Annotated in this window: 23 protein-coding genes and 1 other RNA gene; 17 read left to right on the plus strand and 7 right to left on the minus strand. The window is 48.6% G+C overall.

Annotated elements, in window-relative coordinates:
* The first annotated feature begins 9 nt into the window (after window positions 1–9).
* The 3 genes from ACO6V5_RS15510 (at window position 10) to ACO6V5_RS15520 (ending at window position 1,815) form a co-directional block, all read left to right on the plus strand.
* The gene (locus tag ACO6V5_RS15510; protein WP_422136867.1) at window positions 10–555 is read left to right on the plus strand and encodes a DUF3833 family protein; all 546 of its coding nucleotides are present in this window, start codon (window positions 10–12) and stop codon (window positions 553–555) included.
* Window positions 552–1,325 (plus strand): SDR family NAD(P)-dependent oxidoreductase, encoded by a 774-nt coding sequence (locus tag ACO6V5_RS15515; protein ID WP_422136866.1) that lies wholly within the window; start codon window positions 552–554, stop codon window positions 1,323–1,325. The genes ACO6V5_RS15510 and ACO6V5_RS15515 overlap by 4 nt, the downstream gene beginning before the upstream one ends.
* Before the next feature lie 91 nt (window positions 1,326–1,416).
* A complete protein-coding gene (locus ACO6V5_RS15520) occupies window positions 1,417–1,815 on the plus strand; it encodes a hypothetical protein (RefSeq protein WP_422136865.1) in 399 nt (132 codons plus the stop codon).
* A 53-nt stretch (window positions 1,816–1,868) separates the two neighbouring features.
* On the opposite strand, the gene ACO6V5_RS15525 is transcribed toward ACO6V5_RS15520, so the two are convergent.
* Window positions 1,869–3,416, minus strand: coding sequence for a cryptochrome/photolyase family protein (locus ACO6V5_RS15525; protein ID WP_422411119.1), 1,548 nt, complete (start codon window positions 3,414–3,416; stop codon window positions 1,869–1,871).
* Window positions 3,417–3,536: 120 nt separating this feature from the next.
* On the opposite strand from ACO6V5_RS15525, the gene ACO6V5_RS15530 reads away from it, so the two are divergent.
* On the plus strand, window positions 3,537–4,592 hold the full coding sequence (locus ACO6V5_RS15530) for a hypothetical protein (RefSeq protein ID WP_422411117.1): 1,056 nt from the start codon (window positions 3,537–3,539) through the stop codon (window positions 4,590–4,592).
* A gap of 52 nt (window positions 4,593–4,644) precedes the next feature.
* Here ACO6V5_RS15530 and ACO6V5_RS15535 read toward each other — a convergent pair whose 3' ends face one another.
* Window positions 4,645–5,367, minus strand: a complete 723-nt coding sequence (locus ACO6V5_RS15535) for an acyltransferase (RefSeq protein WP_422136862.1) — start codon at window positions 5,365–5,367, stop codon at window positions 4,645–4,647.
* 130 nt (window positions 5,368–5,497) lie between these two features.
* Here ACO6V5_RS15535 and ACO6V5_RS15540 point away from each other — a divergent pair, with 130 nt between their 5' ends.
* Window positions 5,498–6,115 (plus strand): class I SAM-dependent methyltransferase, encoded by a 618-nt coding sequence (locus ACO6V5_RS15540; protein WP_422136861.1) that lies wholly within the window; start codon window positions 5,498–5,500, stop codon window positions 6,113–6,115.
* Here the strand turns inward: ACO6V5_RS15540 and ACO6V5_RS15545 are convergent.
* The 3 genes from ACO6V5_RS15545 to ACO6V5_RS15555 are packed head-to-tail and all read right to left on the minus strand — an operon-like array spanning window position 6,112 to window position 9,360.
* Window positions 6,112–7,203: a prenyltransferase/squalene oxidase repeat-containing protein gene (locus tag ACO6V5_RS15545; protein WP_422136860.1), complete on the minus strand. Its 1,092-nt coding sequence runs from the start codon at window positions 7,201–7,203 to the stop codon at window positions 6,112–6,114. The two genes, ACO6V5_RS15540 and ACO6V5_RS15545, sit on opposite strands and share 4 nt — an antisense overlap.
* A complete protein-coding gene (locus ACO6V5_RS15550) occupies window positions 7,196–7,954 on the minus strand; it encodes a class I SAM-dependent methyltransferase (RefSeq protein ID WP_422136859.1) in 759 nt (252 codons plus the stop codon). The genes ACO6V5_RS15545 and ACO6V5_RS15550 overlap by 8 nt, the downstream gene beginning before the upstream one ends.
* 23 nt (window positions 7,955–7,977) lie before the next feature.
* Window positions 7,978–9,360, minus strand: coding sequence for a glycosyltransferase family 4 protein (locus ACO6V5_RS15555; protein WP_422411114.1), 1,383 nt, complete (start codon window positions 9,358–9,360; stop codon window positions 7,978–7,980).
* A gap of 412 nt (window positions 9,361–9,772) precedes the next feature.
* Here ACO6V5_RS15555 and ACO6V5_RS15560 point away from each other — a divergent pair, with 412 nt between their 5' ends.
* From ACO6V5_RS15560 to dxs, 11 genes are all read left to right on the plus strand, one after another.
* Complete coding sequence (locus tag ACO6V5_RS15560) at window positions 9,773–11,083, plus strand: ATP-binding protein (RefSeq protein WP_422411112.1); 1,311 nt, start codon at window positions 9,773–9,775, stop codon at window positions 11,081–11,083.
* A 127-nt stretch (window positions 11,084–11,210) separates the two neighbouring features.
* Window positions 11,211–11,626: a transfer-messenger RNA gene (ssrA, locus tag ACO6V5_RS15565) on the plus strand.
* A gap of 278 nt (window positions 11,627–11,904) precedes the next feature.
* Window positions 11,905–12,807 (plus strand): 30S ribosomal protein S6--L-glutamate ligase, encoded by a 903-nt coding sequence (gene rimK / locus ACO6V5_RS15570; protein WP_422136856.1) that lies wholly within the window; start codon window positions 11,905–11,907, stop codon window positions 12,805–12,807.
* Between the two features lie 11 nt (window positions 12,808–12,818).
* Window positions 12,819–13,847 carry a succinylglutamate desuccinylase/aspartoacylase family protein gene (locus ACO6V5_RS15575; protein WP_422136855.1) on the plus strand — a complete coding sequence of 343 codons (1,029 nt, stop codon included), beginning with the start codon at window positions 12,819–12,821 and terminating at the stop codon, window positions 13,845–13,847.
* 5 nt (window positions 13,848–13,852) lie between these two features.
* Window positions 13,853–14,302, plus strand: coding sequence for an ATP-dependent zinc protease (locus ACO6V5_RS15580; RefSeq protein WP_422136854.1), 450 nt, complete (start codon window positions 13,853–13,855; stop codon window positions 14,300–14,302).
* 326 nt (window positions 14,303–14,628) lie between these two features.
* Complete coding sequence (locus ACO6V5_RS15585; RefSeq protein ID WP_422136853.1) at window positions 14,629–15,489, plus strand: hypothetical protein; 861 nt, start codon at window positions 14,629–14,631, stop codon at window positions 15,487–15,489.
* A gap of 129 nt (window positions 15,490–15,618) precedes the next feature.
* Window positions 15,619–16,095 (plus strand): GNAT family N-acetyltransferase, encoded by a 477-nt coding sequence (locus ACO6V5_RS15590; RefSeq protein WP_422411108.1) that lies wholly within the window; start codon window positions 15,619–15,621, stop codon window positions 16,093–16,095.
* Between the two features lie 307 nt (window positions 16,096–16,402).
* Window positions 16,403–17,875 (plus strand): alanine/glycine:cation symporter family protein, encoded by a 1,473-nt coding sequence (locus ACO6V5_RS15595; RefSeq protein WP_422411106.1) that lies wholly within the window; start codon window positions 16,403–16,405, stop codon window positions 17,873–17,875.
* A 237-nt stretch (window positions 17,876–18,112) separates the two neighbouring features.
* A complete protein-coding gene (locus ACO6V5_RS15600; RefSeq protein WP_317143495.1) occupies window positions 18,113–18,355 on the plus strand; it encodes an exodeoxyribonuclease VII small subunit in 243 nt (80 codons plus the stop codon).
* A gap of 3 nt (window positions 18,356–18,358) precedes the next feature.
* Window positions 18,359–19,246 (plus strand): (2E,6E)-farnesyl diphosphate synthase, encoded by an 888-nt coding sequence (gene ispA / locus ACO6V5_RS15605; RefSeq protein ID WP_422411103.1) that lies wholly within the window; start codon window positions 18,359–18,361, stop codon window positions 19,244–19,246.
* A 325-nt stretch (window positions 19,247–19,571) separates the two neighbouring features.
* On the plus strand, window positions 19,572–21,497 hold the full coding sequence (gene dxs / locus ACO6V5_RS15610; RefSeq protein WP_422136848.1) for a 1-deoxy-D-xylulose-5-phosphate synthase: 1,926 nt from the start codon (window positions 19,572–19,574) through the stop codon (window positions 21,495–21,497).
* Window positions 21,498–21,559: 62 nt separating this feature from the next.
* Here the strand turns inward: dxs and ACO6V5_RS15615 are convergent, their stop codons facing one another.
* Entirely contained in the window at window positions 21,560–21,973 is a 414-nt protein-coding gene (locus ACO6V5_RS15615) for a nuclear transport factor 2 family protein (protein WP_422136847.1), read from the minus strand.
* A gap of 76 nt (window positions 21,974–22,049) precedes the next feature.
* Here ACO6V5_RS15615 and ACO6V5_RS15620 point away from each other — a divergent pair, with 76 nt between their 5' ends.
* A complete protein-coding gene (locus ACO6V5_RS15620) occupies window positions 22,050–22,283 on the plus strand; it encodes a hypothetical protein (protein ID WP_422136846.1) in 234 nt (77 codons plus the stop codon).
* 334 nt (window positions 22,284–22,617) lie between these two features.
* On the opposite strand, the gene ACO6V5_RS15625 is transcribed toward ACO6V5_RS15620, so the two are convergent.
* Window positions 22,618–24,179 (minus strand): IS3 family transposase gene (locus tag ACO6V5_RS15625; RefSeq protein ID WP_422138110.1). Its coding sequence is split into 2 segments (ribosomal slippage): window positions 22,618–23,717 and window positions 23,717–24,179, totalling 1,563 coding nucleotides; the frame shifts between segments, so codons are not numbered across the junction.
* Window positions 24,180–24,510 lie beyond the last annotated feature (331 nt).

Raw genomic sequence — 24,510 nt, forward strand, 5'->3', positions numbered from 1 at the left:
GTCTTAGTTATGCGGGAAGCAATACAGAAGCGATACAGGCAGGACCAACCTGTTCTAACCATTGAACAATATTTCCAGGGCACCACCTATGCCTGGGGAGAGTTTGTTGATCGCTTTGGTAAAGTGCGGAACTACTTTGAAGTCATCATGAAAGGTCGAATAGAAGACAATACACTAATACTGGATGAGGACTTTATTTATGACGATGGCACTGCATCCAACCGGCTCTGGAAAATAAAAACACTGGATGACAGCCACTACGAAGGTCAGGCAGATGATTTGATCGGTCTGGCCACAGGCAGCAGTCAGGGCAACACCTTTAACTGGACCTATGAAATGAATTTACCCATCAAGGGAATCAACTGGCGGGTGAAATTTGATGATTGGCTGTTCCTGCAGGAAAATGGCCAGATTCTCAATATTGCTGATGTCAGCAAATGGGGGTTCAGGCTGGGCACCCTGACCTTCTATTTCAGTAAAGATGCTTCGCTGATCAGTGCATCATCGCTGGAAAAACTGCAGCTTTCGAATACAGAATCAGAGAAGGAAAAATGAAGAAACTCCCATCTCTGAAAAACAAGGTAATCTGGATTACCGGTGCCAGTCAGGGAATCGGTCGCCAGCTGGCTTTAATGATGGCCCGTCAAGGTGGCACGGTCATAGCTACGGCGCGAAGTTTCGGCAATCTGGACAGGCTACAGAACGAAGCGCTTGATCTGGAGGGAGTTATTATCCCTTTGCCTGCCGACGTGACCCGTCAGGATGAGGTGACGCGAGTAGCCGAGGAGATTATGAGCCGCTTTGGTCAGGTGGATATTGCCGTATTGAATGCAGGCACATTTATCAAAACAGCAGGCGTGGATTTCAGATCCACCCATATGCGTCAACACTTCGAATTGAATGTGATGGGCGTCTGTCATTGTCTGGATGCGTTAATCCCCATGATGGTGAACCAGCAGTCGGGAACCCTGGCGATTAATGCCTCGCTGGCCGGCTATCGTGGTTTACCTGCTGCCGCCGCTTATGGGGCCAGCAAGGCAGCTCTGATCAATATGGCTGAGTCCCTGTATACGGATCTGAAACCGAAAGGTGTGGATATCAAACTGATCAACCCGGGATTTGTAAAAACCCCTCTGACGGATAAAAACACCTTTGAAATGCCTTTTCTGATGGATGTTGAGCCAGCAGCAGAAGCTATTCTGCGCGGTTTAAATGGCAAACATTTTGAAATTCGATTTCCGAAGGTGTTTGGCATGATGATGGGAATGCTCAGAATTTTGCCCTATAGAGCCTATTTTGGTGTGACCGGTCGGCTGAATCAATAATGGTCTCTTCAGGTTGTGCCAGAATGGACTCAACGGCACCCTGTTTCGGAGACTTGGGAGGCTGATCAACCAATAACAGATCTCACTCTTTATGAAATTTGCCAAGTACCTCATCATCCTGACCGCTGTCCTGGCTGCCATTGTCTGGTTTGGGGTAATGGATTCGTTCAGCCCATTGGCGAGAGAGGATATTACCCACCCCGTATTTACCATTGGTGATGCCAGCTATCAGAGCGCCCTGTCGAAAGGGAAAAATATCATCAAGTTTGGACCTATGTTCTGGGGGTTATATCCCGGTGGATTGGCGTTTAAAAGTGCCAGAAAAGCCACAGCTTTTATGCAAAATAACCAAACTGAACTGGATAACTTTTCCTCCGGTTGGGCAGTTTACGAATTGACCGGGGATTTTGAAATGGATACACATTCATCAGCCCAGCATCGCTATTTAAATCAATCGTTACTGGTCAGGCGGCGAGTGGGCCAGCCTTAGCCAATACAAAAGCTCTAACATGTTCGGCTGGGCAAGGGTTTAAGGCGTTTTTGCTAAAGCTCGTCTATTTCCCCCAAATACACCTCTGCCTGATGAGTAATAACTGCCCGTTCATCACCGGACTGTTTGTCCCAGTTCTTGTAAATCATACCGATTCTGGGGTTCTTGCTCAGTTGCTCTCTGTGTTTCACCATAAAATGCCAGTAAAGACTGTTGAATGGGCAGGCCCGCTCACCGGTTTTTCGCTTCACGTCGTAGTGACAGCTTTTGCAGTAGTCACTCATCTTGTTGATGTAGTTACCGCTGGCGGCATAGGGTTTTGAAGCCAGCAAACCACCGTCTGCAAACTGGCTCATGCCACGGGTGTTTGGGAGTTCGACCCACTCAATAGCGTCCACATAAATGCCCAGGTACCACTCATCAACCTGACCGGGGTCGATTCCTGCCAACAAACAGAATGTGCCGGTAATCATCAATCTCTGGATATGGTGGGCATAGGCATAATCCAGAGACTGACCAATCGCCTCCTGCAGACAGGTCATTCGGGTTTCGCCGGTCCAGAAAAAGTCCGGCAATGCACGCTGAGCCTTGAAGTAGTTGAGTGAGGAATATTCTGGCATGTTGACCCAGTAAATGCCCCGAACGTACTCCCGCCAGCCAAGAATCTGTCGGACAAATCCTTCCACCTGGGCAATGGAGATGGACTCGGGGTCTGCTCGCCAGGCTCTGACTGCGGCCTGAATCACCTGCATTGGGGTCAGCATTTTACTGTTCAGGGCAAAGGACAGACGAGAGTGATAGAGGCTCCATTTTTTATCACTCCGGTGAGTCATAGCGTCCTGAAACTGCCCGAACCGCGGCAATCCGTGTTGACAGAAGTAACGCAGTTGTTTGAGTGACTGCTGCCTCGTAATCGGCCAGATCAGCTCGGGAGTGGCTTTACCAAAATATTGAATATTTTGTCTGTTCAGCCTTTCCAGAATGCCTGTCACCGGATTACTGAACACCAGTGGCTCCGGGATCTCTTCAAGATCACTGGCTTTGAAGTAGTTACGGTTCTCCTGGTCATAATTCCACTGTCTGCCTTCTGGCTGATCGCCGTCCATCAGAATGTCGAATCGCTTTCGCATCTTGCGATAAAAGTGCTCCATCCTTGTGGCTTTGCCCTGAGAGAAATAGCTCGAAAGCTCATCAAACGGCAGTAGAAAGTGTTCGCTATCGACTTCCTGGACAGGGACACCGATATTCATGTCCTGCAACTGCCTCAGAAGCCGGTATTCATCGGCTCTCTGGTATTGAAACCGCTTGATCCCGTGGGTTTTGACCAGCGCTCGCAGAAGGGATGGCAAATCCTCGTATTGAGCCGTCTCATCGAGGGTTAAATGCAAAACCTCATGGCCGGACTTTGCCAGTGCCGCAGCAAAGGCTTCCATCGCTGCAAAGAAGGCACAGATCTTTTGTACATGGTGCTTTACATAGGAGGCTTCCTGATAGAGCTCTGCTATCAGATAGAGGGTATCCGGCTCTTTGTTACTGAACCAGCTATGGCCAGCGTATAGCTGGTCTCCGAGGATGAGCCTCAGTGTTGAATAGGTTTTCATAGAACCTTCGCAAGTATCTGCCTACATCCTTACCTTTAATGCCTTCTGGGGCAAGAGGAACTTTCTCACCCTTAGTCGTGTCTAAATTATTAAACGGATTTACTATCAGGAGGTACCATTATGAAGTATTTATGGACAATTCTATTGATTCTGGCCCTGCCACTTAAAGCTCCAGCGGAAGAAATCAATCAGGGAATGATTGATATGGTTTCCACAGCCTACGGTTTGAGCGTATCGGGCGCCTATCCCGAGACTGCTTTAGTGGTCGGCAATTCTGCTTATTATGAACAAATGCTCGCTGCCGGAGCCATCGGTAACGACCACTCTGTGGACCCTGCTTTCTCTGAAGCCTATACAGCTCTTGGAGCCAAGGCTGAGGAGAATTTTTCCAAACTCTGTGAAGCCTATAAATTGTCAGCTTCCGAGAGTAAACCGACGGCACAGGATGTTCTGGATGCCATGAAGGCGCTGGACTTCGGCAGGCAATTTAATGCCGGCATTGAGGCATCCCGCAACAGAGATGACGGGCTCTTACTTTACAAAACGCCTTCCCTGATTAAAAAAGCTTTTAAGTCACTCCTGCCCTCTCGTGCAAGAAGTTTCAGAAAGCTCATAGAAAGCAGCCATGCCAGAACCATGATTTTCAATATCAATAAAGATCTTGTTAATTTACTGGGCATCGGTTCAAAGGCACGTACTGACCAGGTTAATGACATCGTCAGCTTTACCTCGAACAGCAAAGATTCAAGACTCATAAGGAGCAACACCGGCAATGCCGAGGGCATGAGCAAGGGGTTTAATGCCGTAGCCGGTGGATCTGGCCTGCAACTAAGTAAAGTAGACCCCGGAAAAGTCGTCAGCCATTACAGTGGCAAAAGTCAGGCTGATGTCATCATTGCTGCCGTTACAGAGCACGCTGCAAAACATGAAGACGTCGTCTACCTGCTGGCATTTTATGGTCAGTCCAAATACCAGTATTTCACCGTCAGCATTGCCAGGGGGTTCATCAACATTACCTTTGCGGCTGATGATAACAAACCGATTCCGGTCGTCATTGCCTCAATGCCCGCAAGCAGAGTCGATTATTCAACCCTGGCGGCAGCCATTAATGACTTTATGAGAGGCAAGGATGAAGTGCCGGATCTGCTGGGAATCTGGAGAATGGCTGACCTGTAAACTCGCTTGATTCCGGGCTAATTGTTCATGAGAACCTGCCGGGGCGTCAAAGTTAATCCCCTTTTCTGGGAAAAAGCTTGTGACGAACCCAGCCTCTCAGGCTATTCCCCCCCAAAACATAGCGATCCAGTTCCTCCTGCATGTGAAGGAAACGATCGCTGTCCCGAAACATAAATTCTCTTTTCAGCATCCGGCGTTGGGGGTTCAGCTTTTTAATGACTTTGGCCGGATTGCCTCCCACTACCGTATTGGGAGGCACGTCTTTCACAACCACCGCACCTGCTGCCACAACACTGTTCTCGCCTATGGTGATACCCTTGCCAACTTTTGCACCATGCCCTACCCAGACATTATCTTCCAGCACAATAGGTTTGCTGCAACGGAAGGGGCGCAGACGGTTATAGAGACCGTGCCAGTCGCTGTCGGATATGTAGCAATCGGCGGCTAACATACAGTTGTCACCAATGGTAATGCTGGCTGCTGAAGATATTGTAGTTCCCGGAGATATCAGGCAATGATCACCTATTTTGATATCACCCTGGATTCCCCGGCCGCTCCAGGTGGAAAGACTGACCGGGTTATGGCGGATACTGATCAGGTGGACAAAACGACCAATGGAAATACCGGCACCATGAACATTGACAGTAGAAGGGTGAACCACCATGGGGTGTTCGCCCAGATGTTCAAAATGTTTGCTGAAAAAGTGCCGGATATAAAACCGCTGCCAGCGGTCTGAGAGCACCTTGATCCAGAAAGGTTTATGATTTTTACGCACTGTCCAAGCCTGATTTGTTATTATGCCTTTGCAGCCAGTCATCTGACTGAACTACTTCCGACGTATAAATTGAAAAAAACGAACGACCTTTTTACAGACAGGTCTTTTACAAACGGGTCTTTTACAAGCTATGCCTCTAAAACTGCCACTCAATATCGATTCGGTTAAAGGCTTTCTGGCACCGGATGAAGGTGAAGCACTTTATCAGTTCGCCCTGAAAGCCAGCCAGCTGGGCCCCTGTCTGGAAATTGGCAGTTACTGTGGCAAGTCTACGGTCTACCTGGGTGTTGCCTGTCAGCAAAATAACAGTGTGCTCTACGCCGTCGATCACCACCGGGGTTCAGAAGAGCACCAGCTGGGAGAAGAGTACCATGACAGTGACCTCTACGATGCCAGCATTCAACAGATGGATAGCTTTAAAGCGTTCCGAACCACAATGCGCGAAGCCAAACTGGAAGATACGGTTGTCCCTGTTGTTGCACCTTCAGCGGTAGCATCCCGTCACTGGGCCACGCCTCTGGGCATGGTGTTTATTGACGGCGGTCACAGTGAAGCAGCCGCCCGGACAGATTTTCGCAGCTGGGTCAGCTTTATCAAGCCCCGCGGCATTCTGGCCATACACGATATCTTCCCCGATCCGAAAGACGGTGGGCAGGCGCCTTACAATATCTGGAAGCTGGCGAAAGCCTCCGGATTGTTTGAAGAGCTGCCCATGGTCAACACTTTGGGGCTTTTCCGCCGCCTTTAATTGTTGACTGCTGCCAGAGCTTCTTCGGTTTCTGGCAGTTCCACTTCCGGTTTTATCTCCAGACTCGATTCCAGAAACAGACGGGAAGCGGCTGTGTGTTCGGTCAGAGCATCGGCTGCCAGCAAAATAGCACCGGCAGTCCAGGTCGTTTTTTCCTGCGGCCAGATCACCTCTTCAACGTATTGATAGCCTGTCCAATAGCCGCCATCACTGTCACGCCAGTTGTGCAACCAGCTATAGAGCTGAGTGGCTTTCTGCTTTTCACCGGCAGCCAGCAGCGCCATGGTCAGCTCGCAGGATTCAGCGATGGTGACCCAGGGTTGATCGCTGACACAGAGACAGCCCATGTCTTTACGTACAAACTTGTCCCAGAATGTCTGGATTCGGTCACGGGCTTCCTGACCACGGAAGACACCGGCCAGAATGGGATAAAACCAGTCCATGGAAAAACGCTCTTTGCTTTCCCAGGTGCGGTCGAAGTACTCGGGATGGAATTTCAGAGCCTGCCCCAACTGTTGCCAGGCATTGAGCCATGGCTCAACCTTCCTGTTCAGCGCTTGAGCGATCAGAATGGCGCATTCGAGACTTTTCAGAACCGAAGAGCAGCCTGTAATCAGCGCATCTTTGTGTGGCTCACCATCTTCCATGACCGCCCAGTAAATCTCACCAGTAAACGACTGTTGTCGTAGTACAAACTGGATGGCACTTTCGACCATGGGCCAGTTCAGTTCCAGAAACCCGATATTTTCAGTAATCAGATAGTGATGCCAGACACCGGTCGCCACATAGGCGACAAAGTTCGTTTCTCGCTTATCACTGTATAGAGGCTTGCCGTCCTGATAGTTGGCGAACCAGCTGCCATCTTCCAGCTGCTCTTTTCGCAGCCAGCCATAGGCGCTTTCAGCTTCAGAATAATGACCAATAATACTCAGTCCCATGGTCGCTTCGGTATGATCCCAGGGGTCCAGCTTGCCACCGGTAAACCAGGGAATGCTGCCATCTTCCTGCTGTACAGAGAGGATGTGCTCTGCCGTTTTGTTGAGAAAATCTCTTGGGAACAGGCCTTTGGTCAGCAGCAGGCTATCCATAACAGACCTCCTTGTTGGTATCGTTGGATTTACCTCTGCCTGACTCCCACTCGAAGTACATCACGACACTTTTTCCCATGACCGGATCAAGCAGCTTTTCGGTAATGCGGGTCACCTTCGGCTTTTTCATAAGATCCCATACCAGCAGTTTGTGATAGTGATCGACCAGTTTAGAGGGCTGTTCCCATTTCCAGCACTTCAGCCACCAGTAGGGAACGTGCAGGGCGTGAGCCCAGTGTCGTGAATAACGACGCCAGCCAAGCGATTCGATATCATGGCGCAGATGCGTGGCGTTGAAGATGCGAATATGGCCACCTTCCACCTCATGGTATGCTTTGCTCAGTCGCCAGCAGATCTCTTCCGGCCAGGCTCTGGGCACACTGACTGCCAGCAAACCATCGGGCTTCAATACCCGTTTGATCTCGGCCAGCACCCCCAGGTAATCGGGAATATGCTCCAACACTTCGGAACAGATTATTTTGTCGAACGTGTCGTCTTCAAAAGGCAATTCCAGAGCGTTGCCCTGAATAAAACGAAGACTGCGACCGTCTTCTGCCCCCTGCAGAAATTGTTCAGACTCCTGCTGCCTGTCACGGGCTGTTTGCAAGTCTTTTTCGCAAAGGTCCAAACCTGTCACATCCACTCTGACCTTCAGCCAGGCTGCGATGGAGTGACGGCCCTCACCGCAACCCACGTCCAGCACTTTATCGCCACTGCGTAACTTCAGACGATTAAAATCTATGGTTTGCATATTGTTTCAGTTATCCTCTGGCATCACCCGCTGACAGCGGTTCGCTGGTCAGGCTCTGCATCGGCAGCGATTGTGGCTTTTAATTCTTCGGGTTCTTGTTCAGTATCCAACAGGTTCAGGTAATACTGGCTGAACTGTCTGGCGGCTAGTTTCCAGCAGAAGGTATCCAGAATTCGTTGTCGGCCAAGCTGGCCGTATTTCATCCGCTGTTCAGGGTTTTCCAACAGTGTCCGCAAGGCTTGTGCCAGGGCTTTGCTGTTGCCAGCCCGGACAATCAGGCCAGCATCTCCCACAACTTCAGGGAGAGCTCCTCCGTCTGAAGAAATTACCGCACATCCACAGGACATGGCTTCTCCGGCCGGCAGCCCAAAACCCTCATAGAGTGAAGGGGTCACAGCAATGGCGGCCTGGGAATAGTATTCCACCATTTGTTCAGTGGAAATGCCGGACACAAAAGTTACCACTGAACCAAGATTCAGTTGTTTCAACTGCCGCTCTGTCTGACCACCTGCTCTCAGTTTGCCTACCACCAGCAGTTCCAGCTCAGGATAGTCCGGTTTTAACAAAGCCATGGCTTCCAGAAGGTGTTTTAAACCTTTCAAAGGCTGGTCCGCAGAGGCTGTTGTCATAATTCTGAACGGCTTGCGTTCGATATGGGGTTGAGGACTGAAGACTTCGGTATCAATCCCATTATAAATAAGACTAATGTCGTCAGCTGGACGCTCAAAGGCTTCAGCAATATCCCCCCGGGACTGCTCCGAAACAGTGACAATGTGCTTCAGTTTACGAACCACTTTGCCCTGCATGGTCAGGAAGGAATACCAGCGACGAGTCAACAGACGGTGCTTCCAGTCAGGCGCGGCATCCAGAGCCAACTGTCTGTCCCGGGTTATGGGGTGATGGACGGTGGCGACAACAGGAATACCCTGTTTTTGCAGGTCCAGAAGGCCATAGCCCAGACTCTGGTTGTCATGAATAATGTCGTAGTCATGACCGTTTTTGTGCAGATATTTCACGACACGACGGGTAAATGTGTAGGGCTCGGCAAAGCCTCCGGTCAGCATGGCCCACCATTCAAAAAAATCAGACCAGGATTTCAGGTTTCTGGGTCTCAGGGCTGTGACATGACTTTCCTGGCTGAACAGATCCAGACTGGGGATTTCAATCAGTCCCACCCGGGGATCAAGATCCGGATAGGGAGGGCCGGAAATAACATCCACCTGATGGCCAGCTTCGACCAGAGCCTTGCTCAGGTATTTGAGGTAGATGCCCTGACCGCCCACGAAAGGATGACTTCGATAACACAGCAGACAGATTTTAAGCGACCTGGCAGGCTGTTTAGATACCTCAGACGACAGAGGGCTTGCTGACGTCAGTGTGTTGGGTAGTTTTTCTTGTATGGTCATTGAATAACCTGTCACCAGACTGGTTTATGGGCTTGAAACAGCGCAGTTTGCTGAATGTGACGGGACAAAGGCCACCGTTTTCTACCCGTATCATTTGCGGGTGAGTCCTTTCTGTCAGACTCGGACAGGCTCCTGATCGTCAGGGTCGTGGGAAAATAGCATAAAGTGAAGCGGGCGTGAAATGGCGGGTGCATATCGAATGAATCTCTGAGGGTCATGCTCTCTTTGTCTGCAGCGAACTAATGACAGATCTACCTTCATGCCTGATCTTTTGGACAGAATGTTGGTCACGCAAAAAAACTGTTATAACACTTTTATGCGCAATAAAATGTTATAAAAATACACTTTATTGCGCATAAAAGTGTATACACCTACACTTTATTGAAGAACGATCAAAAATCCGACATAACCCATGAAAAGATTGTTGCTGAAAAAACTGCTTGATTGGAAGCAAAGCCCCTCAAGAAAGCCTGTTCTGCTTGATGGTGCAAGGCAAACGGGCAAATCTTTTCTCCTTGAAACACTGTTCGGTGGACACTTTGAACAAGTCATACGCCTGGATTTTCTTGAGCAGACCGGTTTGGCGAACCTGTTTGCCGACTCTCTCAAACCAGACGATATTATCACCAATATCGAGATTGAACTGAACATCAGCATTGACAGGCAAAAGGATCTCATCATTTTTGATGAGGTTGGAGAGTGTCTGGCGGCCCTTCACTCCCTGAAGTTTTTTGCTGAACAGTGTCCTCATATGTATCTCTGTGCATCGGGGTCAAATATTGGTCTTCTGGATTCATTTCCCGTTGGTAAGGTGGAATGGCTTGAACTCTACCCAATGACATTTGAGGAATTCCTCCTGGCCTCCAATCAACCGCCTCTGCTTAAAGCTTTTGAACAAATGAATCTGGGTAAGGTAGCTCATGAAAAGCTCTTCAGTTTGCTTATTGACTATTACTTTGTTGGAGGGATGCCAGAAGCAGTAAAGGCCTGGTTTGAGATTGATAAAGACATCACTGAAAGAACCCGGACAGTCCAACAAATACATACTTCACTTCTCTCGGGTTATGAGCGCGATTTCGGAAAGTACTCCGATAAACTTTCTGCACAACATATACAGGCAATTTTTAAAAATGTGCCAGTTCAGTTATCCAATACCATGGACGACTCAGTTAAACGGTTTAAGTTCAAAGACGTTTTAGAGAAAAAAAGTCGCTACAAAGAGCTGGCGGGCCCCATTAACTGGCTGGAAAATTGCCGACTGATCTCCAAGTGTCACCCCATAGACTGCAAGCCTGACTCCCCCCTTAAACCACTGGCCAAAGAAAATATCTTCAAACTGTTTTTATTCGATATTGGCTTACTGGGACACATGCTGCAGATCAACTACAAGGAGCATCGGGATCAGAAGTATCACTACAAGGGTTTTATCGCAGAAAACTTCATACAAAACGAACTCATCACCCTGATCGGCAAGCCAACCTATTCATGGGAATACGCCAGAAGTGAAATCGAATTTCTGTATAAAACCGAAGCAGGTGACATCGTACCTGTAGAAGTAAAAAGTGGCAAAAGGACTCGAGCCAAATCGCTGCAAACTTATGTCCAGCGATATAGCCCAAATACAACACTCAAGCTGATTGGTTCAACAGGCTCACTGGATGACCCTGCTGCCAGAGTCCTGCCTTTGTATTACATTTCTAAAATCAAAGAGATTCTGGGGTAATTTGGATAGCCGGACTTCTGTGCGCCAGGTGCTGCTGGAACAATAAGAGATGGGAGCGAGATATATAAAAAATTGTCTTACTTCTATAGATGGCCTATAACTAAATGATCCAATGAAGTTTTGATCCGGGGGCGATCTGGATTCGACGACGGTATCGAAACCTTAGGTGCATGCCGAGGACGTAGTGGTTCTCGTTAATCAAAACACTACAAACCTTATAGTTGCCAACCTGGTAGCTCTTGGAGACGCTCAAAACGAACTCTTCGATCAAGAAGAGATCGCACTTGCAGCTTAATCGTAGCTAAACCCTACGAGTCTTCCAGTCTCTCCGGCTCGTCTACTGGCCGGTTTTTGGACTGTCACCGTAAGTAGACTCGCGAGGCCCGGTATGCCTGTGGCTGGCCAGCTAAAACTTAACAGGATCGCTCAGTAGAACCCCGACCGCTGGGTCGTTACTGAGTTAAATCCAAAGGCGGATCTAAGCATGTAGAGCCGAAGGCTGAGAATCGGCGGACGCGGGTTCAATTCCCGCCGCCTCCACCAATATAAAGCCCTGTGGATAATTGATCTGCAGGGCTTTTTTTATGTCTGACAAGACACTTTTTCTTCAGGGTTCCGAAAAAGTATCAAAGGTTTGTCGAGCGAAACTTCCAGCCGTTTTCGCAGGTTTATCTCCGGGTCGTGCAATTCTCGAGCGCATGAACATTTGCCACCTGCCTGAAACACATCATCCCTGACGGACTATTTTTGAAGAAATAAAGATTTCTTATCAAGTTTGTTTGTTCCCACAAACTTCTATCTTGAAGTAATTTGGAGTCAATATGAAAATTGCAGTACTGTCTCGCAACCCCAAACTGTACTCTACTCGTCGTTTAAAAGAAGCCGGCGAAGAAAGAGGACATGAAGTTGATATTATTGACACACTCCGATGTTATATGGATGTAACACGCAGTCGCCCCACTGTTCGTTGTGATGGTGAGTCTCTTCCATACTACGACGCAGTCATACCAAGAATTGGCGCTTCAATTACATTTTATGGCACCGCCATCGTCAGGCAATTTGAAATGATGGGCACATTCTGTGTGAATGAATCTGTCGCCATTACTCGCTCTCGCGACAAATTACGTTCTTTACAATTGTTGTCACGAAAAGATATTGGATTACCGAGAACAGGCTTTGCCTGTAAACCCGAGAATGTAAAGGACCTTATCAAAAACGTAGGTGGAGCCCCCCTGGTTATAAAATTACTGGAAGGTACTCAGGGTATCGGAGTAGTTCTCGCAGAGAATCAGAAAGCAGCAGAAGCAATAATTGAGGCTTTTTTTGGGTTGAAAGCTAATATTTTAGTTCAGGAGTTTATAAAAGAAGCAGGAGGTGCAGATCTCCGTTGCTTTGTGATTGGCAGCAAAGTCGTAGCCGCTATAAAACGACAGGGAGCAGATGGAGAATTTCGCTCAAACCTCCATCGCGGTGGAACAGCAACGCTTGTCCGTTTGTCAAAAGAGGAGAGAGCGACTGCCGTTAATGCCGCAAAAGTAATGGGACTGAATGTCTGTGGTGTCGACCTTTTACAATCTGACAATGGGCCAGTCGTTATGGAAGTTAACTCCTCTCCGGGACTGCAGGGCATTGAAACAGCAACAGGAAAAAATGTTGCTGGCATGATCTACGAATTTATTGAAAGCAAAGCAACTAAATCAACCCGAACCCGTGGAAAAGGCTGAAGGTGACAAAGATGTTATTACCAGATATCAGTATCGGTGGCTCTGTGATCAAGGCCGGGCAAACCAGACAAGTTAGTCTGGAGGTTGCAAAGCTGTACACCAATACCGACTTTTCAGTACCTGTACATGTTATACACAGTAAAAAACCGGGTCCAAAAGTCTTTGTGTCTGCAGCTGTTCATGGTGATGAACTGAACGGAATTGAGATTATTCGTCGGCTAATAAATTTAAAGACATTTAAAGTTACTGTGGGCACATTAATTCTTGTCCCAATGGTTAATGTTTATGGCGTGCTTTATCAAAGCCGATACCTCCCAGATCGCCGAGATTTAAACAGAAGCTTTCCCGGTTCACCGAAAGGCTCATTGGCCAGCCGGTTAGCTCATATATTCCTGAAAGAAATAGTCAGCCTCTGTGAATACGGCATAGACCTCCACACAGGTGCTATTCATCGCTCAAACCTGCCTCAGATTCGTGCCAACCTGATGGATAAAGAAACACTCTCTCTGGCCCGTGCATTCGGTGTACCCGTTTTATTGAACGCCAATATTCGTGATAATTCTCTTCGACAGGCAGCTGAAGAGCACAATGCGCGAATACTGCTTTATGAAGCTGGAGAAGCCTTAAGATTTGATGAAGTCAGTATACGTGCGGGAGTTCATGGCGTTATCAATGTGTTAGCTGAACTGGGGATGCTCAGACTAAGGCGCAAAATAAAAGCTTTTACTCCCTACATAGCGAACAAAAGTTCGTGGGTCAGGGCTAATGCCAGCGGCATTATCAACTCACTTAAAAATCTTGGTGATCAGGTTGATAAGGGAACTCCATTAGCCACTATTGGTAGCCCACTTGGTGAAATCATTGATGTAGTAAAAGCGACACAGGCAGGCATCATTATTGGTAAACAGAATATCCCTCTCGTTCAGGAGGGTGAGGCTATGTTTCATATCGCTTTCTTTTCTGCATCCGATGATGATGTTGCTGAAGATATAGAAATGATGCAGGAAGAACTGCAAACTGAATCGTCCGTCTTGGAGTAACTTAAATGTTTAAAAAAATACAAAAAGCAAACAACAAACCTGTTATTGGCTGTGTAGAGCTATGCGACCTGCCAGACCTGGGTATTTGTGGCGTTGAAGTACGCATTGATACCGGAGCAAAAACCTCCTCCCTGCATGTGGACAATTTAATATCCTTTGAAGACGAGGGGAGCCCATGGGTTATGTTTGACCTGCATCCAAACCTCCATAACGTGGAAGAAGTTCTAAGCTGTAAAGCGCCTGTTAAAGATATCAAAACCATAAGGTCATCAAACGGGATGATAGAAAAACGGTATGTGATTAGTACCACATTAAAATTGCATGACTACATCTGGACTATCGATGTAACACTTTCTAACCGTGCAAAGATGACATATCTGATGTTACTTGGAAGAGAAGGGATGGGTAATTTTTTTTTAGTAGATCCTTCTCGGAAATTTATGAAGAACAAATAGGATAGATACATTCTTTGGGTGTGAATGCCAAACCATGCTGGCAGCAACACTCGATTCTGCCTGCCGATTGCGACCTGTATATTCTCGTCGATAAAGTTGCCACCCGGGATGCCATTCCAGATGGAAAGATATGAGGAGACCACCGGTAAAGTGATTTTCGGATTTTTAACCATGCAGCAGTCATTTACTAATGTTTTTCGGGAACTTATACGGGGTCCAGCGTGTCTTATGTGTATGGGTTAAGCAATTTTAAATCAGCTCATTCTAATGAATTCACTAAACTTCTTGACTGAAGCCAAGTGTTCTGAAGATTGGAGGATCGTGTAATGAAGAGATTTCTCAAATTTGGCCTTCCTTTCACCCTGTTATTTTCTCTGGGTGCGAGTGCCGAACCATGTTGGCAGCAGCAGTCGGTTCTGCCTGCCGACGGCAACCTGTGTATTCTCATCGATGATAAAGTGGAGCCAGATCAACCAAAATGGTTTTTCGGCAGGGCGGCACTGGATCTGAGTGAAACCGACCAGGCGGATGGCAAAATAAAACACTTTTGTGTTTATGAAGTAAAGAGTGAAGGTGGCTATGACATCAGGCGCAGCAATGACTATTTCTGGCTGGATGCGACGGAAAGTGAGGTCCAGTCAAGATTTCAAATACTGCCTAAGCACAAAAATGATCCACTCAGCCCTGATCAGTCTGATAAATGGGTTTTGAGCTCAGGCGCTCTGGCAGATCTTTTCAAGTTCTGCTCTGCTGAAAAACCAGAAGTGGTTGATTCAAGCGATATCAGCATGTGCGCAAAACCTTTGCAGAACGAAAGCATTGCTTTCGGAAAACTTTCCACACAGGCTAAATGCAAGGTGTTTGATGCAGCGGTAGGCGAAGGTGTATTGCCCCTCCGTCTGGTGCAGGCTATGCGTAAAGATATGTCTTATGCCACGTGGATAGGCGTTGGCTGGGCTGTGCGCAATGGTCAGCCATTTGCCACGCATACGGTTTATGGCCCTCCCTACTCCACAGAATATTGCCTGCTTCAGGCCATGATTCGAGGCCACGAGTACTGTAGCGTTGATAAAACCGGTCACTATCAAACTGGCAATCTGATTGACTACGATGACACAGCCGACGGCATAAACGACGCTTATCTTTTAAATTATCCTGATCAACCCTCAGGCAAACCGGAACTGTAATATCAGGGATTACTGCTATCAATCGACAGTCTGGCGGCCTCAAGCAGAAAGACGGCTAAAATAACATGTCAATAACTGTTAGATTTTAAAAGCTATTCTTCGCAAAAAAGCAGTAGATCCCTGACAACAATGGAAATAAGAAAAGCACAACGCAGCGATGCCCATAGAGCTTTTGAGCTTCGAACTCTGGCGATACGTTCTGAATGCAAAGGCCATTACAGTGATGAAGCCATCGCTCTTTGGACTGATGGTTCTGCCACTGAGAAATTTGTCGATGACGTTGAGCAGAATTTTCATGTTGTGGTGATGAAAGGGGAAGTGGCCGGTACAGGAATGATTGATATTGGGAACGGTATGATCGATGCCATCTTTGTGGACCCTCGATTTATGGGAATGGGCGTAGCCCGCAGGATGATGACTCACCTGGAACAGATTGCGAGAGAAGCCGGTCTGCCTGAGATGAAGCTGAATTCAACTTTGAATGCGGCTCCGTTTTATAGACTTTGTGGTTTTGAAGGAAATGAAGTATCGACTTATCATTCTTCCAGAGGATTTCAGCTGGACTGCATTCCCATGACGAAAAACCTCTCTGATGATGCCTGCTGACTCATTGTTGTGGTTTCACCCACACTTCTAAGAGGCTGTCGCAAAAGTGCTGCGCTTCTCCGAGGGCAGCCCTGGAGGCGGCTGGGATGCTCATTTACTCGTTGTAAACTGGCCTTTTTCGCCAATTGGTGCTGTGTCTCAGCTTGACTCGGTAGTTTTTCAGCAGCCTCTTAACCCGTTGCTATTCGTGACTTTCAGCTGAACCGTAAAGACAGGGTTTGTACCTATCCATCATCGTTTATTCATCTATATTATATGGAAATAATAACAAACAAACTTTATGTCATATTGATATTCCGGAATTACTATGAACGATTTCATTTCTGCATCGAATAATCTTCTTTGGGGAAGTATCCTGATTTACCTGCTGCTAGGAGCCGGTATTTTGTTCACTATTCGTACCCGCTTCGTGCAGTTTCGCCGCTTCGGTCTGGCCGCCAAAACCATGATGGGAAGTCGCAGAACCCACTCCCACCGCCAGATTTCTGCGTTCCAGGCATTCTGCACCAGTCTTGCGGCCCGAATAGGTACCGGTAATATCGCCGGTGTTGCCGTTGCCATCTACCTGGGTGGACCCGGTGCTATCTTCTGGATGTGGCTGATCGCCCTGCTGGGTATGGCAACCAGCTTTTCTGAAAACATTCTCGCCCAGATATACAAAACCAACAATGGCGACGGCACCTATCGCGGAGGTCCCGCTTACTATATGCAGAAAGCGTTGGGTCAGCGCTGGATGGGCATTGCTTTTTCCATCGCCCTGATTATCGCATTCGGATTTGCTTTCAACAGTGTTCAGTCCAACTCTATTGCGGCTGCTTTTTCGGGTTATAACATTGCTCCTGAGTACATTGGTGCAGGTCTGGTACTGGTCAGCGGCATTGTTATCTTTGGCGGCATTCGTTCCATTGCCAAAGTCGCTGAAATGATTGTTCCTGTGATGGCTCTGGGCTACCTGGCTGTGGCTCTCGTGATCGTTGCCATGAATGTCTCTGAACTGCCAGCTGTATTCACTCTGATTTTCAAGAGTGCTTTCGGTCTTGAAACAGCTATGGGTGGCGGTGTTGGCTACATGGTTTCCCAGGCGATGATGCAAGGTATCAAGCGCGGTCTTTTCTCCAACGAAGCGGGTATGGGTAGCGCACCTAACGCTGCAGCGACTGCACACTCTACTCACCCGGTCAGTCAGGGCATGATGGGAATGCTGGGCGTATTTATGGACACTATCGTCGTATGTACAGCCACGGCTGCTATCATTCTGATGTCTGGCATGCTGGAACCGGGCAGTGGCCTGACCGGCGTTGCATTGACTCAGGCTGCCCTGTCCAGTGAGATAGGCTCCTGGGGTGAACATCTGGTTGCAGTAGCTATTTTGTTGTTTGCTTTCACTTCCATCATTGCCAACTACTACTATGGTGAGTCCAACCTGCTGTTTATCAAAAACAGCAAGCCTCTGTTGGTGCTTTATCGTCTGGCAGTGCTGGTTATGGTGTTCTGGGGCTCTATTGGCAATCTTCCTGTCGTCTGGGCTTTTGCCGATCTGTCTATGGGTATCATGGCCCTGATCAACATTACCGCTATTCTGCTACTGTCAGGCATCGTTGTGCAGGTTCTGAAAGACTTTGACGAACAGGTGGCTGACGGCGTTGTCCCGGTATTTAACCGTAAGAAGTTTCCATTGCTTGATAAGACCATGGATAAAGACGTATGGCAGGAGCACAATGCTGGCGGGGTTCAACCATACCCTATCCCGAAAGTGAAGGCCCAGACGGCTACTGAATAACATCTGTTGAGGTCGAGCCACCTGCCCGACCTCTTTTTCCTGAAAATGCTCTCCTGCTTGACATAAAACCGCTTCAGCAGAACCTGTCCTAACCCGGATTTGTGATATGCTTGAGCCCGTTTAAAGTTATCCAGGTGAGTACCGTCCTTTTTGCCATGCACTGAAGCACTCTGGCTGTGAAAGGTCATCCCAAAGGCAGGTATTCCCTCACCAAGTCAATGGAAAAGGTTTCTGAGCATGCCGGAAAAAAAGCAGGGCTTCGCCTTTGAGCAGTCGCTCACCGAACTGGATACACTGGTCCAGCAAATGGAATCCGGTGATATGTCGCTGGAAGAGTCACTGAAGGCCTTTGAAAAAGGGGTAAAGCTGACACGTGAATGTCAGAAAGCCCTGACTGAAGCAGAACAGAGAGTCCAGCAGCTTCTGGAAAATCAAGGCCAGCCGGAAACCCGCCCGTTCGATCCGACAGAAGGCCAATAATCCATGACTCTGCTGGAATACATCAAGGGTTGTCAAAGCCGCGTTGATGAGCAGCTCAAAAATCATCTTCCCGGAATCAGTCAGGTCAGTGAAAGACTGGTTGAGGCTATGTCCTACTCCGTTTTTAACGGCGGCAAACGCGTCCGACCGATCCTGGTTTATGCCGCCTCTGAAGCCCTCGGCGGCGAGCAGACTCAAGCAGACCCTGCTGCCTGCGCTGTAGAGCTGATCCATGCTTACTCCCTGGTACATGATGATCTTCCAGCAATGGATGACGATGACCTTAGAAGAGGCAAACCCACCTGCCACAAAGCTTTTGATGAAGCCACAGCCATTCTGGCCGGTGACGCTCTGCAAACCCTGGCTTTTGAAGTACTGGCTACCAACAGTCATGAATTACCCGCGCCTGTCCGTCTGCAACTGGTCAGGGAGCTGGCCCGTGCTTCTGGCCATGGGGGCATGTGCGGTGGCCAATCCATGGACCTCAACTCGGTAGGCAGTCCTCTGAATCAGGAACAGCTGCAGTTAATGCACAGCCACAAAACCGGGGCGCTGATTCGCGCCAGTGTTGTCATGGGCGCCATCTCAAGCGGTAAAGTCGAAAGGGAACAACTGACCCACCTTATTCGTTATGCGAACGCTATTGGTCTGGCTTTTCAGGTTCAGGATGACATTCTTGATGTCACTGTCGACACCGAAGTATTGGGCAAACAACAGGGGGCAGACCTGGCTCTCGACAAGCCCACTTACGTATCGCTCATGGGACTGGAAGGAGCCAGAGAGCTCGCCAGCTCCCTTTCTCAGCAGGCGATTCACTCCCTTGAAAGCTTCGGGAGTCGAGCCATAATACTCAGGCAAATGGCAGAGTATCTCATCCAGAGATCTCATTGAACCGATCTGAGCAGTATTCCAATAGAAAAAACCTCCTGTTCAGGTACAATCCTATAATTCACCGATGACATTTACTGTTATCATTCTTTGCCCTTTGAGAAGAGTGTGGAATGATATCAGTCTCTCATGACTGTGTTATGACGCTGTCAGGCTTCGATACCCTCAAACCTGGCAAACTGCCGGAAGCATCAAGGTTTCCCCTTCCCGTCCCATACAAGTTGTGGTGAATGAGGAACTACGTCGAATTTTTGAAAAGCGACCCGGAACACCGCTTCCCCTGAAAAAGTCGCTTTTTATGGCTGAGAGGCCTGGATCGCAAGCAAACATGTTTCACGAAATACCCAAGACAAAACCTGATACTCCGCTGTTGGATCAGGTCGATACGCCTGATCAGCTGCGCCAACTTGACAGGACAGATCTGCCCCAGCTGGCCCGGGAACTCAGAGAATTTCTGCTCTACTCGGTCGGTCAGGTAGGTGGGCATTTTGGTGCCGGGCTGGGTGTTGTTGAACTGACTGTCGCCCTGCACTATCTCTTCGATACCCCCCATGATCGCCTGGTATGGGATGTGGGCCACCAGACCTATCCCCATAAAATAATCACTGGTCGCAAAGACAAAATGAGCACTCTTCGACAGAAAGACGGTCTGGCTGCGTTTCCAAAAAGAGAAGAAAGTGAATTTGATACTTTTGGCGTAGGTCACTCCAGTACGTCTATCAGTGCCGCAATGGGCATGGCGACCAGCGCTCGACTGAAAGGAGAAAAACGTCGTACCGTTGCCGTGATTGGCGATGGTTCCATGACGGCCGGGATGGCTTATGAAGCCATGAACCATGCCGCCGACCTCAAAGCCAACATGCTGGTTATTTTAAACGACAATGACATGTCCATTTCAAAAAGCGTGGGCGGCTTGTCGAATTATCTGACCAAAATCTTATCCAGCAGGACCTATCACCATATTCGGGAAGGCAGCAAGAAAGTACTTAATGGCATCCCCCATGCCTGGGAGCTGGCGCGCAGGACCGAAGAACACATGAAGGGAATGATCATTCCCGGTACTCTGTTCGAAGAAATGGGTTTTAACTATTTTGGTCCTATTGACGGCCACGACCTGCCCATGTTGCTGCACACTCTTGAGAACCTCAAAGATCTGGACGGTCCTCAATTCCTGCACGTAGTAACCCGCAAGGGTAAAGGCTTTACACCGGCAGAAAAAGACCCTATTGGTTATCACGCCATCACAAAACTGGAACCCAGCTCCAAAGCCAGTGAAGAAAAACCCAGTCTTCCCAAAAAACCCAAGTACTGTAATGTCTTTGGTCAATGGCTCTGCGACATGGCTGCAAAAGACGACAAACTGGTCGGTATTACCCCGGCCATGTGTGAAGGCTCGGACCTGATTCGCTTTGCTGATCGCTACCCGGATCGCTATTTTGATGTCGCCATTGCCGAACAGCACGCAGTGACTCTGGCTGCCGGTATGGCTTGTGAGGGAATGAAACCCGTCGTAGCGATATACTCTACTTTCCTGCAACGAGCCTACGATCAGCTGATTCACGACGTTGCCGTTCAAAAGCTGGATGTCCTTTTCGCCATCGACCGGGCAGGCATGGTTGGCGAAGACGGCCCGACTCATGGCGGCTGTTTTGATATTGCCTACCTGCGCTGTGTACCTGAAATGCTGGTCATGACGCCCTCTGATGAAGATGAAACCCGTCGTATGCTTTCTACAGGTTACCAGTATCAGGGACCGGCTTCTGTCCGTTATCCCAGAGGAACCGGACCCGGTGTCGCGATCAGTGAAAGTCTGGAACCCATGACAATCGGTAAAGGAGAAATTCGTCGTCGGGGACAGCAAGTAGCTATTCTCTCTTTCGGCACTTTGCTGCAGAACGCTCTGCAAGTCGCTGACGAACTGAATGCCACTGTCGCAAACATGCGCTTTGTCAAACCGCTGGATAAAGAGCTCATTCAACAACTGGCCAAAGATCATGAACTGCTGGTCACTCTGGAAGAAGGCTGCATTGCCGGTGGAGCCGGCTCAGCCGTTTCCGAGTTCCTGAATGAGCATGGCATTAATGTGCCCATCATGCAGCTGGGCATTCCGGATGACTACATCGAAGCCGCCAGTCACAAACAACAACTGGCCGAGTGTGGACTGGATGCCGAGGGTATCAGACGATCCATTTTGAAACGCATGAGCCGGAGCCTGAAAAGAGCGATTAAAATCGCCCACGTCACCCCGGCCTGATCATCTCATTATCAGCCTCCTGTTCATGGGAGGCTGATTCATTTCACTTCTGATACTCTGATCTATTGCTGAACAGATGTTGCTAAATGCATAGCTTCTTCGCCTTCCATCTGAATGGTCACATCTTCATACAGTGATATTTTATTGTCGCGCATCTCTATATAGCCAAATATTTTAAACAAGGCGGTAGTGCCCTCATTGGAGGTTACTCTGGAGGTGTGGTGATCGAACCCCCGGTCACCGTCAAAAAAAATCCGATGCACAGAAATATCTACGCTTCTGGTATGCTCCTTTATCCACTGTAATCGCTCGCAAATTTGTCGGCTGCCCTCCAGACGTCTTTCATTGATGATTATGACGGCGTCCTCCGTAAAATAATCAGTCACTTTTGAGGTGTCATGCTTTGCCAGGACAATTTGTAGAGCATCACAGAAAAGTTGCACTTTTTGCTGATAAGTCATTACCTTTGCATTCATGAGTACTATTCCTACCTTCGACATCCTCCCCGCCGTGAAGAGGGTGTCGCAAAACTCTCTCCAGCGTGGGAACGAGTTGACTCCCGTCATTCTCGTCATTCCCGCGAAGGCGGGAATCCACACTGACTCACCACCAGAACCGTACTGCCCGGTGCTCCCCTGGCCTTGTCATCTCCGAGAAGGCAGAGACCCACCGTTGGCGCTGGATTCCCGCCTTCGCGGGAATGACGACCTTCAGAGCATGGGAACGAGCTGTTGGAGTTTTGCGACACCCTCTGAACGACGGGGATTCCTACAGCTAGGAGCCTGACCGAGAATAGCGCCCGTAGCGAGGACGGCAGAAAATTGAGGATGAAAATTCGGTTTTGTGAGGAGAATAGCGAGCTATTTGACGAACAAAAGCGGATTTTCAGACCAATTTGCTGCCGCCGCAGTAGGGCAGACTATTCTCGGTCAGGCTCCTAGAGGGCCATGCCCGAGCGCAGTGTACACCTTACCCAACAGCGGCATACACCTTATTCGACAATCTGCTCTACCTTTCAGATTGTCTGGGCGACCCCTTTAACAAACACGGGCAGAAAGCGGAAGGTATTTTACTTTTCCTGTCAGGTAGCGGTAACTTTCAAGGTAGATGTCGCCTCAACTTATGCAGCTAAATCACAATGCTGCTGATTCTCTGATCGCTCAGGGTTAAGCCACACCTCTACCGGTAATTGCCAGTTTCTGGTTTCACGGCTTCCCCATCGCTCAGGGTGTTGCTCTTTTGCTTTACGGTAAACTCTTTCACGATTCAGAACCTTTTTCTGAGCCTTCCCTGTGTGTCTGTCGTAGGGGGTCTGGAACTTGATGCCACTGTGCTTATGCTCCATGTTGTACCAGTTTACGAACCCATACACCCACTCTCTGGCTGACTCCAGACTGGAGAAGTGATTCGGATACCCAGGACGGTATTTCATGGTTCTGAAGCCTGACTCTGAGTATGAGTTATCGTTACTCACGCGTGGCCTGCTGAACGATGTCTGCACACCCAGCTGCTGAAGAGTACTCAGCATGGTCGCCCCTTTCATTGGGCTGCCATTATCGGAGTGCAGAACCAGTGGTTGCTCCTGAAGGCTGATTTTATTCTGCATGAAGGCTTTGCGGATCATCTGAGCAGCCAGATCAGAGGACTCCCTTTCATGGACTTCCCAGGTCACAATCATGCGGCTATAGACGTCCAGAACCAAATAGAGATAATAATATTTACCCCTGATGGGCGACCCCAAGAATGTTATATCCCACGACCAGAGCTGATTCGGTGCCGTAGCCCGATGCGATGTTGGCTTCCGCTTTGCGGGCTTCTGACTGCGACCGCGGTGATGCTGTTGATTATGGGCCTTCAGCACTCGATAAAAGCTTGACTCAGAAGCTATATAAACACCTTCGTCGGCCAGTGTCGGTACAATCTGGCATGGCGACTTACTTTTGAATCGCTCGCTGTTACAGACTTTCAGAATCTCGTTTTGCTCACTCTTGGTTAGTTGGTTGGCAGGCATTGGCCGGTCTGCGTATTGACGCTGATCTTCCCGCACCTGTTCTACATCTTTTTGCCAGCGCTGAACCGTGCGTATCGACAGGTTGAGCGCAGCACAGGCTTTCACTTTACGTGCACCCTGTGAAACAGCTTCCTGGATTAAAGCAACGGCTTCCTTGCGATCAGGGAGAGGAATCAATCGTCCTCGCGCTCCCCCCAGATCGCGTTTGCCTTTTTTGTTAGAACCAACAGTGCTGCGGTTTCAGCAAGTGCTTTGTCTTTGCGTTTGAGTTCTTTTTCCAGTTTCTGGATGCGCTTCTTGTCATCTCGTCTGGCAGCGGCCTGTACCTGACGGGATTCAGCAGGCTTTGTGCTGCCTGCGATAAAATCAGCTTTCCACTGCTGCAGGTCTTCATAGTAGAGACCCTTCTTACGACAGTATTCGGATAGCTCTGTTGTGTTCATGTTGGCGGTTTCCATCAGAACCGCGAACTTGTTTTCAGCACTCCACTGCTGAGGATTCTTACCATCACCGGGCACGACTACACCTTGCGCTTTTGCCTGTTTGCGCCAAGTATACAGGGTCGCATCAGTAATGCCGGTTTCTCTTTTAAGCTGAGCCACGGAAACATTATTTGGCGGCATCATCTTCTGGATAATGGACTCTTTCATTTCTTTGGAATAGCGAGCCATAACAGCCTCTTTCTAAATGCTCTCAGTTATTGAGAGTCATGAATCAAAAGAGGCGACATCTATTCTGACACAGAGGGGTAGCGTAATCGCTAAAAACACCTGACGGATAGCAAAACAGCACAAGGGGCTTGCTCTGCAAGCCGAGCTTTCATCCCCGTCCTCAAAGTACGGGGTTTTACGCTCATTCGATAAGAAAGGTTCAATTTCTTCAGATATCCCACCCATTCTGAACCAACTGGAAATTGATTCAAATGAATGGCTCAAAACCATGAGATGGAATAACCGCCTTTATCGGGCAATGGGCAGGCTGGAAGCCATGAAAACTATTGCT

The organism is Endozoicomonas sp. ALD068, from assembly GCF_049310145.1.
Lineage (GTDB): Bacteria > Pseudomonadota > Gammaproteobacteria > Pseudomonadales > Endozoicomonadaceae > Endozoicomonas_A.

Coding starts and splice junctions, on each gene's coding strand:
- ACO6V5_RS15510 (WP_422136867.1), top strand. CDS start 10: ATGCGGGAAGCAATACAGAAGCGATACAGGCAGGACCAACCTGTTCTA.
- ACO6V5_RS15515 (WP_422136866.1), top strand. CDS start 552: ATGAAGAAACTCCCATCTCTGAAAAACAAGGTAATCTGGATTACCGGT.
- ACO6V5_RS15520 (WP_422136865.1), top strand. CDS start 1,417: ATGAAATTTGCCAAGTACCTCATCATCCTGACCGCTGTCCTGGCTGCC.
- ACO6V5_RS15525 (WP_422411119.1), bottom strand. CDS start 3,416: ATGAAAACCTATTCAACACTGAGGCTCATCCTCGGAGACCAGCTATAC.
- ACO6V5_RS15530 (WP_422411117.1), top strand. CDS start 3,537: ATGAAGTATTTATGGACAATTCTATTGATTCTGGCCCTGCCACTTAAA.
- ACO6V5_RS15540 (WP_422136861.1), top strand. CDS start 5,498: ATGCCTCTAAAACTGCCACTCAATATCGATTCGGTTAAAGGCTTTCTG.
- ACO6V5_RS15545 (WP_422136860.1), bottom strand. CDS start 7,203: ATGGATAGCCTGCTGCTGACCAAAGGCCTGTTCCCAAGAGATTTTCTC.
- ACO6V5_RS15550 (WP_422136859.1), bottom strand. CDS start 7,954: ATGCAAACCATAGATTTTAATCGTCTGAAGTTACGCAGTGGCGATAAA.
- ACO6V5_RS15555 (WP_422411114.1), bottom strand. CDS start 9,360: ATGACCATACAAGAAAAACTACCCAACACACTGACGTCAGCAAGCCCT.
- ACO6V5_RS15560 (WP_422411112.1), top strand. CDS start 9,773: ATGAAAAGATTGTTGCTGAAAAAACTGCTTGATTGGAAGCAAAGCCCC.
- rimK (WP_422136856.1), top strand. CDS start 11,905: ATGAAAATTGCAGTACTGTCTCGCAACCCCAAACTGTACTCTACTCGT.
- ACO6V5_RS15575 (WP_422136855.1), top strand. CDS start 12,819: ATGTTATTACCAGATATCAGTATCGGTGGCTCTGTGATCAAGGCCGGG.
- ACO6V5_RS15580 (WP_422136854.1), top strand. CDS start 13,853: ATGTTTAAAAAAATACAAAAAGCAAACAACAAACCTGTTATTGGCTGT.
- ACO6V5_RS15585 (WP_422136853.1), top strand. CDS start 14,629: ATGAAGAGATTTCTCAAATTTGGCCTTCCTTTCACCCTGTTATTTTCT.
- ACO6V5_RS15590 (WP_422411108.1), top strand. CDS start 15,619: ATGGAAATAAGAAAAGCACAACGCAGCGATGCCCATAGAGCTTTTGAG.
- ACO6V5_RS15595 (WP_422411106.1), top strand. CDS start 16,403: ATGAACGATTTCATTTCTGCATCGAATAATCTTCTTTGGGGAAGTATC.
- ACO6V5_RS15600 (WP_317143495.1), top strand. CDS start 18,113: ATGCCGGAAAAAAAGCAGGGCTTCGCCTTTGAGCAGTCGCTCACCGAA.
- ispA (WP_422411103.1), top strand. CDS start 18,359: ATGACTCTGCTGGAATACATCAAGGGTTGTCAAAGCCGCGTTGATGAG.
- dxs (WP_422136848.1), top strand. CDS start 19,572: ATGTTTCACGAAATACCCAAGACAAAACCTGATACTCCGCTGTTGGAT.
- ACO6V5_RS15615 (WP_422136847.1), bottom strand. CDS start 21,973: ATGAATGCAAAGGTAATGACTTATCAGCAAAAAGTGCAACTTTTCTGT.